Below are 11,801 nucleotides of genomic sequence, written 5' to 3'. Positions count from 1 at the left end.
ATTCCAGCAGTCAGAACTTGTGATGTGAATGAAAGTGCAATGTAAATTGAAGGTTAAACCTTATAAAAGGGAGGTTTTTAAAAAAGAGAGGCCGTTTTGAAAAATGTCCTTGACTAAGGGTCCAATTCATTTGTAGTCTTATCTCATTTTGACTTATTAAGAGCTTCTTTGCTTCAGAATCGCGTTTTATTCAGTCAATTGATTAGGTGCTAGTTATTAGGAAAGAGACACTTGAACGGTGCTTGATAATATATGCGAATCAGGCAGGCAAAGTTCTATTGAATTGAGCACGATTTTCAAATCGCTTTTATGTTGGCTATTTTGCATAGTAATCTGGCTGGGGGGAATATGATTGTGTCACACGATTAAATCATTAGTGGATAAAGATGTAAGGCTGTTTACGAGAGACTTATAAGAAAGGTTAGGGGAAATTAGAATTATATTATAGGATAGTTAGAGTTCTACCACAAGCCTTGTCTTTAAAGGGTAAATGCATTAAAGTAGTTCTTAGTGAATTTTTTTACTATTCTTTTTAAATATAAACTAAAGAAAATAAAAAGGTAACAACTTTGAAGGAGATTTCAAATGGAAATTGCAATGAATTTGCTGTTGATGTTAGGTGGGGTCGCAGTCTTCATGTTCGGTATGAAGCAGATGAGCTCAGGTTTGGAACAAAGTGCAGGTCCTGGTATTCGTAATGCCTTTAAAAAGATGGACAAAAACCGTATGGTCAACTACGGAATTGGGATTGGAGCAACTGCTTTAGTTCAATCATCGTCAGCATCATCGATTATGACAGTCGGCTTAGCGCATGCAAAGATTATTTCAGTGAAGCAAGGTGCTGGATTTATCTTGGGTGCAAAAGTCGGAACAACTCTAACAGCTTTTATCTTTGCCTTATCAGGTTTGAGTAAAGGCGGCTTTTCAATTAGTGCAGTGTTCGCCTCATTGGCTTTCGTGGGTGTTATGATCATTTTCACGACAAGTAATGAGAAATTAAATAAAATCGCACCGTTCTTAATTGGTTTCGGTATGTTATTTATCGGATTAGAAGTAATGGAAGTTGCGATTGGTGGAGCTGATTCAACTTTAAGTATCGAGCTTTCTAAAATTTTTAAATATGAAATTATGCAGAATCCATTTTTATTAGTTCTGTTAGGCATTTTATTTACAGGAATCATTCAGTCATCTTCTGCTGCCACTGGTGTATTTATTGCATTCTTAGCAACAGGTATCATCTCAAATATTGATCAATCCTTCTTCTTAGTGATGGGGGCTAATATTGGGACATGTAGTGATGGTATAATGGCCTCTTTAACAACAAATGCGAACGGTAAACGTATTGCATTATTCCACGTGATAACAAGTATTATCGGTGCATTAGTCTTTATGGTAATTTTAATTGTCTTTAGAACACCAATTGTTGGTTTCTTTGAGAACATGTTCCCAAATAGTCCACAATTCAGTTTAGCAACCTTTAACTTAATTTATAACACGATTTATACATTAGCTTTATTATTAGTACTAGATCCATTGGTAAACTTTGTAACGAATAAGATTAAAGATAAAGAAGAAGCGTTAGAAGAAGTTTCTTTCATCGACGAAAGATTCTTACAAACGCCATCTGTTGCGATTGAGCAAGCTTTGAAAGAAATGTATTCAATGGCAAATTTAGCTAAAGAAAACATCGACCGTGCCTTTAACTCATTAATCAATGAAGATATGAGCGAAAGTAAAGAGATTGCGGATACAGAATACCGTATCAACTACTTAACAAACACATTAATCAGTTTCTTTATCAAAATATCAACAGTCAACACCAATTCAGAAGATGAATTGTTACTTGGTGGCTTACACCATGTAGCAAGTGATATTGAACGATTAGGTGACTATGCTGTATTGATTGTTAAAGAAACGAACGATATGAGTCAGAATAATATTAAGTTCTTAGATGAAACAAAAGAAGAGCTTCAAGAAATTTACGAGTTAATCGGTAAAATGTTTGACTTAGGCTTTGATGCTTTTGTTAACCGTCAAACAGAGAACTTCCCGAAAATTGCACGTACTCATAAGAAAATCAAAAAGAAAATTTCAGCATCACGTGATGCTCACGTAAATCGTTTAAGTTCAGGCCGTTATCCAGTTGAAGCGTCAAAAGCGATTTACCAAGCTTTGTTCTCACTTCAAAGAATTTCAGATCACTTGGTCAACATTGCTTACTCAATCCGTTCAACAACGGGTAGCAAGAAAGAAGCGATGCAAGCAGTGAAAAATGAACAAAAACAAGAAGACCGTCGGGTGTCTTAATTAGATAAATAACTAGAAAGCAGCTATCGATTCGATGGCTGTTTTTTGTATAGTCGTTAACGTTTGTGTTTGCTTCGCTCAGTGTGTGGAATTGCAATGGCCTAGCCGATTGCCCTTTATACCGCTATAGGCAACCCCACGCGCCGAGTTATGCAAGGTTGGGGGAAGTTGGTATCCAATTTTTTGAAACAATTCAATAACTAATTTTCGTTAATCGTACATTGTAGTGATTAGGTTGGAACGTCATAAAACCGTTGCGAAACCGCGACGTTCCATTAAGCGTCCAGCGGCACGTGTCCCCGCGTTCGACGTTCCATTAGGCGTTCATCTAAGTCACTCCCACCTAAACTTAACAACACAAGAATTATCGTGTCTGAAAGACACGATAATTCGTTCGAAATGAGCCTCCTTAATAAAGCATCGAGTGATATTTAGTATTTTGTAAGGGGGATGGTTGGTGTATGATAGAAGTAATTAAAGTGGGGTGGGAACATGGCAAAATGGTTGAAATGGGCGATGGAGTTACAGGCGATTGCTCAGGCTGGTTTGGAATATTCGAAGGATGTGTTTGATTTGGAACGCTTCGAAATGATTCGCGAATTAAGCGTGGAAATCATGGAGGAATACACAGAGGTTGAGCCAGAGAAGTTACGTGAATTATTTGCGAATGAAACAGGTTATGCGACACCAAAAGTTGATGTACGTGGCATTGTGTTTAGTGAAGGTAAAATCCTGTTAGTGAAAGAAAAGGCAGACGGAAAATGGGCCTTGCCAGGTGGCTGGGGCGATATTGGGTATTCGCCAAGCGAGGTTGCGGTGAAAGAAGTGTGGGAAGAATCAGGCTATGTCGTTGAAGCGAAGCGTTTAATTGCGGTCATCGATAAGAAGTTTCACCCTCATCCGCCGTCTCCTTACTATATTTATAAGCACTTTATTTTGTGTCAATTAGTCGGTGGGCAGGCGACAACGGGGATCGAAACCTCAGAAGTCCAATTTTTCTCCGAAGATGCTTTGCCTCCCTTGTCCTTAGGTCGCAATACTGAATCGCAAATTCACTTGGCTTTTAAATACTTGCACAATCCTGAGGAACCGGTATATTTTGATTGAGAGGTGAGCCTATGAGAATTCGATTACTAGATACTGAGGAAGCTGCCCCCATGCATTTATTATTATTGGCGGATCCATCTGAAATGTTAATCAACGACTACTTGGCAAATGGGCAATGTTATGTGTTAGAAAACGAAACGTCAGAAATTTTAGGCACCTTTGTTTTACAAGCACAAAATACGACTAAAATTGAATTGGTGAATGTAGCGGTGTCTGAAGCTTATCAAGGGCATGGTTTAGGGCGTATGCTTGTAGAAGCGGCGATTGAGACGGCGCGTAACCAGTCTTATCAGCAATTATTAGTTTGTACAGGTAATTCAAGTATTGGGCAGTTTGCGCTTTATCAGAAGTGTGGCTTTCGGGTTGAGAGTATTGAACGGGATTATTTTATCCGTCATTATCCAGATGTTATTATTGAGAATGGAATTCAGTGCCGGGACCGTATCTGTTTGACGCAAAATCTGTCAGAAAGTTAGGCTTTCAGAGGTAAACATGGTAGAATACTCGAGAAGCAATTGATTTCTTTCAGGGCGATCAATAGAGTTAGGAGACAGATTTTGAGAATTTTTTTATTAATTCAAGCACTTGTATTGGGAGCATTTCATGCCTATTCGCTGTCAGCAATTCAGGAGAAAGACGTAGAGCGTTCAGTAGAGTTTGAAGAGATGTTTAATGCGTTAGGTAAAACCGATTTGGTAGAACAAAAAGTCTTTTTGATTCGCACGACGCGTTGGATGTCCTTATTATTCCTCCCGTATTGTGTTTTCAGTATGACTTACTTTCTACGGTCTGGTTTTCCGTGGGTGATCACGGCTGGATTTGTGACGATGGTTGTGACAGATTATAGCTTTAGTCTTAAGAAAATTAAGCTTGCGAAAACCTTGGAGGAAGCAATCAGTGTGACACTATTAGATCGCATTATTTTATGGGTGACGTTTGTGTTGCTCGCAATTCAGGTGAGTATTTTGTTATAGGCATTCATTTTGCCGGTTATTTATGTTAAGATGAGTCGATTACTTTTGGAGCGTCGACTCCGAGCAAAGGAGGAACGCGCATGAAAAAACGTTGGACGATTGATCAAATTAAACAGTTCGTCGAGGCTAACTCAACGACTAAAGTTTTGTCCACAGAATATCACGGTTTTTCGCAAAAATTATTGTTGCAATGTGAGTGTGGCAACAAATTTGAAAAGACTTTTACGAAATTCAAAGACAAACATCAAAGACAATGTGATGTTTGCCAACCACCAAAGCCATCACGTTAATCATTCAGGCACCTATCTTTCTGGTAGGTGTTTTTATTTTACCTAAATATGTCACACTTGTTTTAGAGAAGGATGGGTGCTCCCTTTAGAAAAAGACCGTTTCATGTGTAGTGGCGCGTCTTCCTCTCTTCCTTCCATGAAGGATACTACGCCTCATTTGTCTACTGAATTCTTACGTCGCTAGCGCTCCTAAGACTTCATGTGCGTCAAATGGCCTGAGACTACGAATGAAACGGTCTTATTTCTTCAGTCAGCAAGTAATGGCAGATCAAATTTATCTAGTAAGCAGATAAGTATGAAATTAGACGGCAAGTTTAAAAGTCCAGTTGTGTAAGCGGATACTTTTTGTGGTACACTATAAGTGAAACGAGGTGGTTGCAGATGGTAAAATATGTAGTAGAAGAATTTGAAGCACGATCGGGAATCTTTAAGAGTCAACAAGCGAAGGTTTACCAAGAAATTGCCGACCATGCGAATAAAAAAGGTTTGAAGATTATCAAGGTAAGTGAACCTGATGATAAAGGGCGTTGTACAGTGATATTTGAAGAAGTTAAGTAAGTCATTTCGGATGACTTAGTCGCAGTGGGTTTGGTTCAGCTAAATTCAAGGAAGAGGTGCGATTGAGATGATGCAAGAGTACAATCGAATTTTAGTTGCAGTTGATGGGTCCGATAGTTCATTAAGTGCTTTGAAAAAAGCTGTCTCGATTACAAAACGTAATCATGGAAAATTGTATATTGTACATATACTTGACGATACGGGGAGTTTACCGTTTGATGTTGCACAGTTTGAGAAAATTGCTCGTAACAAAGGAAATGAATTATTAGAAAAATGTCATCACTATACAATTGAAAATGGTTTAGACGATGTAGGGATATTGATGGAAGTTGGCTCACCAAGAACAATGATTAGTAGTACCATTCCTGAAAGAGAGAATATTGATTTGATTATAATGGGTGCGCGTGGTTTGAATGCAGTAGAGCGTATCTTTATTGGATCTGTTTCTGATTTCGTGGTACGTCGGGCGATTTGCGATGTCTTAATCGTAAAGACCGAAAGTGATATTATGCCGGAAATATTGATGGATTAAATAAAAAATGACTGTTATTAGCTTTTGCTAATAACAGTCATTTTTATATCTTTTATTAAAGTATCTGTTCAATTAATTGAGTTAATTTCGCCGGTGAAACTTGTCCACGAACGATTTCTTCGACATGTCCTTCAGCATCAAGTATCACGGTTAAAGGTAGTATCGTTGCTCCAAATAAATATTGATTGCTCATTTCAGTATCGAAGTATATTGGCATTGATAAGTCCATTTCATCAGCAAAAGTTAAAGCTGCTTCTTGAGTTTCAGTAGGCTTGCTTTCAGTTGCGTTAATCATTAAGAAATTAATGTCATCCCCATAAGTTTGGTAAGCTTCTTCAAAGTAGGGCATTTCGACTTTACAAGGTTCACACCAAGAAGCCCAAATGTTAATCAGTGTCCCTTTACCATAATTTTCAGACAAATCAATTTCATCACCGTCCGTATTTAAGTAAATTGAAGAAGGCCCTTCCCAATCTGTTTTGGCTTGATTGTTAGATGTGATATCAATTGAGCCTTTGCTCTCTTCTTCCATAGGTTCGCTTTCTTCTATAGTGCTACTTGTAGCGACGTGGCTTTCATCACTCTTAACCTGCGGTGAAATTTCGGTGGAACTTTCTTCAGTCACAACCTCTTCGGTTGTTGAATTGATTTGATAAATATAAAAGGCCCCTCCAAATAATACGATAATCATTGTAATCAGTAATAATAGTTTTTTCATTGTAAACTCCTAACTTAGTGATAATAATAATTGTTCGAGCCAACCAAAAATTGAACCGATGCCCATAAGAATCAATAGGCTACCCGAAATAATTCGAATGCCTCGATAGTGTTGTTTAATCCATGTGAGAACATTTTGTAATTCTTGAATAAGCAAAGCGCTCAAAACAAAAGGAATGCCTAAACCCAATGAGTAACTTAACAATAGTGTGATGGAAGTTAAATAAGAATCTGAAGTAGCTGCATAAGATAAGGCACTAGCTAGAAAAGTCCCCACACAAGGTGTCCAACTAATTGAAAAAATCATACCAAATAAAAAAGCGTTAGTATTCTTGACAGAGCTTTTGGGTGCGAAAGTAAAGCGGCTCATTAGTGGGTTTCCTAGCAAGTAATCCAAACCCAATAAAATCATAAAACTACCTGCTACAATATGAATAGCCGTACGATTGATTAACACAAAACGCCCTATGCTCGTGACAAAGATGCTCATTATTACAAAAATAAATGTAAAGCCTAGAACAAATTGAATGGCTTGGGGGAGAAGTGAAGGTGATTTATCCTTCTGGCTATCTTGCGTTTGTCCTGTTAAATAAGCCAAGTAGATAGGTAACATGGGTAATAAGCAAGGGGAAATAAACGTTAAAACTCCTTCAACCCCTAATAAAAAGTGTTGCATAGTTCACCTTCCTTTACACTAGTTTTTCTATTCTAACACATAAGATTGCGAAAAGTTTGAATTTTGTTTGAGAATTTATTTAAGCTATCAGTTTCCTCACAATATCTCTATTAAGAAAGCGTTTAGTCTAGGATTATATACATGTAGCGTGTATAATCTAGTGTAAGAAAGCAGTTACAAGAAAGGAGGCCATTAAGCATGACTTTACCCAATATAGGTAGACCCGCGCGAAATGCCTTATTAACGGTTAATATCACAGAACTAAAGCAGTTAACGCCATTCACTGCTCAAGATATTTTAAAGTTACACGGTGTCGGTCCTAAAGCAGTTGAAATGCTTACCAAAGCGCTCGAAGCTGAGGGGTTATATTTTGCAGAGAAGTCTGAGTTGCCTTTCTCTACGCCTTTCATGGTGGTTGGTGATTTAGGATGCGATAATGCCCCTAAAAGACGTGTAGTGCGGGACTATCTCATCGCTTCATGGATGCAAGACCAAGCTCAGCTAACGAAATGTTTGAGTGAAGAGGTCACAATTGAAACCACGAATAGTGAAAGCCACCACGGACTAGAAGCTTTAATGTCGTTGCGTTCAGTTTCGCCGGAACAAATAAGTAGTTTAGAAATCAAGCAGATTCTCTCGCATGGAAAATATGCTTCTGCTCATGGAAAAGTGACCAAACATGATGGATCAACCATACATTTTGCGGAGTTCCAGATATTTGAGAGTCATAAGAAAGATGCTAAAATAAGCCATATCACCATTTATTAACCATTTTTTCATTTAATTATTAAGCGTGTAAACAAATAAAATTAGATAGGAAGTGCCAGATGGTTAGAATTGAACGACGTGAATTTGAACAAGTTGAACCTTTTATTGAAACTATTTTTCGTGAACAAGCCCTCGATCATTTCGAAGAAATTCGTGAAAAAATCGAAGAAACCATTACTTTGGCGGCCTATAAAGGAGAAGAGTTGGCTGGCAGCTTGGTAGCACAAAGAAAATATGATCATTTGTACATACAGTATTTGACCGTTTCAACAGCTTTTCAAGGTCAGAATATTGGAACGCAGCTCATGGAAACTGCCGAAAACTTAGCGCGTGAAATGGATATTGTCAATATCACGTTAAGAACGCGTCATTATCAAGCCGCCGATTTTTATCATAAATGTGGCTACACGTGTTACGCTACATTGGAAGATATGCCGATGAGAGGCGTCGCGATGCACTATTTTTTCAAAAGAATTGTCTAATTTTGGAGGAGGTAAGTCATGATTTACTATCAAACAATCGATATTCGAGTAGCAGAACCTATTTGTCATGAAATTTTTGAAGAACAACAGAAAGCGGAATTTGGGCAGCATATTTCAAGGAATGCGGACACTTTGTCTATTGCAGCTTTTGATGATCGCGAAGTGATTGGTGCGATTATTGCGAAAGTCGAGTATGATGCGTTGGAAGTCGCTCAATTGACGGTAAAGAAAGATTACCGCAAACAAGGCATAGGCCGACAACTTTTGAATGAAATTGAGCGAATTGCTAAAGAAAAAGGAATTATTAATATTACGTTGACGACTCAGTCTTTTCAGGGAACTAGATTCTACGAGGAACAAGGGTATCGAATTTACGGTGAGTTAAAAGACATGCCAAGAGTTGGCGAGAATCGTATTTTCTTTTATAAACGACTTAAATAACGAAGGAAAGCATCTTTTTTTATAAAAGGTGCTTTATTTTTTTAGAAAAATCTATAACAAAATGCTTCCTCAAATTATCGACTTTTACAACAGAAACTATAACAGTTTTGAGCATCTGTATAGATGAAAACCTTTGCAGAAAACGTTGACAAAGAAAATTAATGCGGTTACAATCTAGTTAACCGGTTTCCAAAGGAGGGTAAAAAATGGCAAAAGATGTCACAATTCAAGACGTTGCCAACCAAGTAGGTGTATCCAAAACAACGGTGTCTCGTTACTTAAACGGACGTTTTGGTAATATGAGCCTTGAGACGCGCCAACAAATTAAAACGGTGATTGAAGAATTAAACTATCGACCTAACCGTCAAGCACAATCACTGAAAACAAAGAAAAGTCATTTGCTCGGCCTTATGGTAGCCGATATTGAAAACTCCTATTCGGGTTATTGGATTAAAGCCATGCAAGAGACTTTGGTAGACACAGATTATCAATTGATGATTATGACGTCTAATAATTCAGAGGAACAAGAATTAGATAATATACGTAAACTATTAGATCAGAATATCGATGGGATGATGTTACAACCAGTTACGATGGATGCAGAAAACTATCGCTTTTTATATGAATCTAATCTTCCCGTAGTGCTGATTGACCGAACGATTAAGGCTAATTATTGGCCAACCATTCAATCGAATAACTTTCAAATGACCAAACAACTTGGTTTAGAAATTGTTGATAAGGGTTACGAGCGATTGGTGCATGTTAGTGAACCGATTCAAGATGTTAGTCCGCGTTTAGAACGTTATGATGCGATGAAGTTGATTGCGCATGAGTATCAGTTAGAATTGATTACTTTAGAGGCAGTTTCGGATCGCAATATCGTTGAAGAATATGTCGATCAATTTGATGCAGCCAATAAACGAACGGCGTTTTTTGGTGCGAACGGGACGATGCTAACTCAAATCATTAAAGCGCTACGAAAGCGACAATTAAGTTACCCAGAAGACTGCGGAATCTGTGGCTATGACGATATGACAATCGGTGAAGTGTTAATGCCGACGTTAACCGCGATTAGTCAGCGACCAGAATTAATCGGGAAACGTTCGACCGAAGTGTTACTTGAAATGATTAAAGGCAACGAAACAAATGAGAATATTGATATTCCGTCAACGTTACATCGCAGAGAATCACTATAAGTTTCAGAGAATGGAGAGATTATTTGAAGAAAATATACTTAAATACAATTATCTCATTGGGTGAAAGTCTGACTCAACAGGAGTTTTCAGACTTTCTAGCCCAAAGTCAACTAGAAATAGATGGGATTGAGTACCGCTACGAAATGTTCGCACAAGATACAGCGACACGTAGCCAAGAATTTTTACAATTTTTGGAAACCGGTAAACTAAAAAAATGGGATGTCTTATTATCGATTCCCTCACCGTTATTTACGGCTGAAGGATTAACCCCAGATTTCGATACTTACTTACAAGCAGCCAGTCAATTGGGGGCTCAACGTATTAAGATGAATGTGGGCGAGTTATCCGGAATTACCAAAGTAGATGTGGAAGAATTTACAGCTTTACTACAAGAATATCATTTAAAAGTAAATATTGAGAATGATCAGACTGAAGCCAATGGTCGATTAAGCTTTATCAAGGAAGCTTTAGAAACCATCACAGATCATGGGCTACCGATTGGTTATACATTTGATGCAGGAAATTTCACGGTGATGGGTGACGATGCTGATCAAGCCTATAGGTTATTGAAAGCGTATGCGACGGTTGTCCATGTTAAAAACGTTAATCAAGACTTAGGCAATAGTCTTTTAGATGATGGTATCATACCTTGGCGTTCTCAGTTAGATTTAGAAGTTCCGCATGTGTTGGAATATCCGATGAGCTTATCAGAATTAGAAACTGAATTAAAATTATTTAGGGAGGCGTTTTAGAATGGGGAAAGTAGTCACAGTGGGAGAGCCAATGGCGCTTTTCGTTGCGAACGAAGAAGGACCTTTAGATTCGGTCAAGACATTTACGAAGTATATTGCAGGGGCTGAAATTAATGTTTCAGTAGGTGTGAATCGTTTAGAACATGAGATTGAGTATGTCACTCAACTCGGTAAGGATCCTTTTGGTAAGTACATTGCGCGTTTTTTAGAAGAAGAAGGAATTGGGACCACTTACAGTCGTTTTTATGAAGGAGCACCGACGGGCTTTCAATTAAAAGGCAAAGATACTGAAAATGATCCAGAGGTCTTTTACTTTAGAAAGAATTCAGCAGCTTCAATGATTCCATATGATTTAAGTGAAGAAATTAATCTGGATGACGTTGATGTCTTACATGTTTCAGGTGTCTTTTTAGCAGTGAATGACGAAACCTATCGTTTTGCGCAGAATTTAGTTAAACGTGCCAAAGCCAAAGGAATTACGATTGTTTTTGATCCTAACTTGCGACCCGTTTTATGGGGATCAACAGAGAAGATGGTTAAAGGCATCAATGAGATGGCTTTCCAAGCCGACTACGTTTTACCTGGTATTGGTGAAGGTGAAATTTTAACGGGCTCACGAGAACCTGATGCGATTGCGGACTTTTATTTAGCACAAGGTGTCAAAGGTATCATTATAAAAGATGGTCCGAAAGGTTGTTATGCTTATACTTATAGTAGCGAGCAAGGTAGTACCCAGAAAACAACCGCTGCTGGTTTTAAATTGGAGCAGTTGGTGGATACGGTTGGCGCTGGGGATGGTTTTGCGGTTGGCGTCGTAACCGGCTTAATTGAAGGATTGTCTTTAGAGCGTATTCTAGAAAGGGCGAATGCGATTGGCGCTATTCAAGTAAGTCATATTTCAGATAATGAAGGTTTGCCGACACGACAAGAGTTAGCGGACTTTATTGCAAACTATTAATTGAAGTAAGGAGTGGTTGATAGATAAACGGGTTGAATAGTGC

15 protein-coding genes are annotated in these 11,801 nt (G+C 38.2%); 13 read left to right on the top strand and 2 right to left on the bottom strand.

The window, feature by feature from the left end; genetic code table 11:
• Window positions 1–585 precede the first annotated feature (585 nt).
• The 7 genes from GF867_RS09435 to GF867_RS09405 all read left to right on the top strand — a co-directional run bounded on the left by GF867_RS09435 (window position 586) and on the right by GF867_RS09405 (window position 5,768).
• The gene (locus GF867_RS09435) at window positions 586–2,307 is read left to right on the top strand and encodes a Na/Pi cotransporter family protein (RefSeq protein WP_153832859.1); all 1,722 of its coding nucleotides are present in this window, start codon (window positions 586–588) and stop codon (window positions 2,305–2,307) included.
• 492 nt (window positions 2,308–2,799) lie between these two features.
• The gene (locus GF867_RS09430) at window positions 2,800–3,414 is read left to right on the top strand and encodes an NUDIX hydrolase (protein WP_153832858.1); all 615 of its coding nucleotides are present in this window, start codon (window positions 2,800–2,802) and stop codon (window positions 3,412–3,414) included.
• Between the two features lie 11 nt (window positions 3,415–3,425).
• Window positions 3,426–3,890, top strand: coding sequence for a GNAT family N-acetyltransferase (locus GF867_RS09425; protein WP_153832857.1), 465 nt, complete (start codon window positions 3,426–3,428; stop codon window positions 3,888–3,890).
• An 81-nt stretch (window positions 3,891–3,971) separates the two neighbouring features.
• Window positions 3,972–4,388, top strand: coding sequence for a hypothetical protein (locus tag GF867_RS09420; RefSeq protein WP_153832856.1), 417 nt, complete (start codon window positions 3,972–3,974; stop codon window positions 4,386–4,388).
• A gap of 80 nt (window positions 4,389–4,468) precedes the next feature.
• Window positions 4,469–4,678: a hypothetical protein gene (locus tag GF867_RS09415; RefSeq protein WP_153832855.1), complete on the top strand. Its 210-nt coding sequence runs from the start codon at window positions 4,469–4,471 to the stop codon at window positions 4,676–4,678.
• Between the two features lie 381 nt (window positions 4,679–5,059).
• A complete protein-coding gene (locus tag GF867_RS09410) occupies window positions 5,060–5,236 on the top strand; it encodes a hypothetical protein (protein ID WP_153832854.1) in 177 nt (58 codons plus the stop codon).
• A 67-nt stretch (window positions 5,237–5,303) separates the two neighbouring features.
• A complete protein-coding gene (locus GF867_RS09405; protein ID WP_153832853.1) occupies window positions 5,304–5,768 on the top strand; it encodes a universal stress protein in 465 nt (154 codons plus the stop codon).
• A 55-nt stretch (window positions 5,769–5,823) separates the two neighbouring features.
• Here GF867_RS09405 and GF867_RS09400 read toward each other — a convergent pair whose 3' ends face one another.
• Together GF867_RS09400 and GF867_RS09395 are read right to left on the bottom strand one after the other, a co-directional pair.
• Entirely contained in the window at window positions 5,824–6,486 is a 663-nt protein-coding gene (locus GF867_RS09400) for a TlpA family protein disulfide reductase (protein WP_153832852.1), read from the bottom strand.
• A gap of 9 nt (window positions 6,487–6,495) precedes the next feature.
• Window positions 6,496–7,161, bottom strand: a complete 666-nt coding sequence (locus tag GF867_RS09395; RefSeq protein ID WP_153832851.1) for a cytochrome c biogenesis CcdA family protein — start codon at window positions 7,159–7,161, stop codon at window positions 6,496–6,498.
• 198 nt (window positions 7,162–7,359) lie between these two features.
• Here GF867_RS09395 and GF867_RS09390 point away from each other — a divergent pair, with 198 nt between their 5' ends.
• The 6 genes from GF867_RS09390 (at window position 7,360) to GF867_RS09365 (ending at window position 11,758) form a co-directional block, all read left to right on the top strand.
• Window positions 7,360–7,929 carry a helix-hairpin-helix domain-containing protein gene (locus GF867_RS09390; protein ID WP_153832850.1) on the top strand — a complete coding sequence of 190 codons (570 nt, stop codon included), beginning with the start codon at window positions 7,360–7,362 and terminating at the stop codon, window positions 7,927–7,929.
• A 59-nt stretch (window positions 7,930–7,988) separates the two neighbouring features.
• The gene (locus GF867_RS09385) at window positions 7,989–8,411 is read left to right on the top strand and encodes a GNAT family N-acetyltransferase (RefSeq protein ID WP_153832849.1); all 423 of its coding nucleotides are present in this window, start codon (window positions 7,989–7,991) and stop codon (window positions 8,409–8,411) included.
• An 18-nt stretch (window positions 8,412–8,429) separates the two neighbouring features.
• Complete coding sequence (locus tag GF867_RS09380) at window positions 8,430–8,852, top strand: GNAT family N-acetyltransferase (RefSeq protein ID WP_153832848.1); 423 nt, start codon at window positions 8,430–8,432, stop codon at window positions 8,850–8,852.
• A gap of 206 nt (window positions 8,853–9,058) precedes the next feature.
• Window positions 9,059–10,048: a LacI family DNA-binding transcriptional regulator gene (locus GF867_RS09375; protein WP_153832847.1), complete on the top strand. Its 990-nt coding sequence runs from the start codon at window positions 9,059–9,061 to the stop codon at window positions 10,046–10,048.
• A gap of 23 nt (window positions 10,049–10,071) precedes the next feature.
• The gene (locus tag GF867_RS09370) at window positions 10,072–10,800 is read left to right on the top strand and encodes a sugar phosphate isomerase/epimerase family protein (RefSeq protein ID WP_153832846.1); all 729 of its coding nucleotides are present in this window, start codon (window positions 10,072–10,074) and stop codon (window positions 10,798–10,800) included.
• Between the two features lies 1 nt (window position 10,801).
• Window positions 10,802–11,758, top strand: coding sequence for a sugar kinase (locus GF867_RS09365; RefSeq protein WP_153832845.1), 957 nt, complete (start codon window positions 10,802–10,804; stop codon window positions 11,756–11,758).
• The last annotated feature ends 43 nt before the right edge of the window (window positions 11,759–11,801 follow it).

The sequence above is a fragment of the Fundicoccus ignavus genome, from assembly GCF_009659375.1.
GTDB lineage: Bacteria > Bacillota > Bacilli > Lactobacillales > Aerococcaceae > Fundicoccus > Fundicoccus ignavus.
The sequence above is the reverse complement of the archived record's forward strand: the minus strand, read 5'-3'. Positions and strand labels throughout refer to the sequence as shown.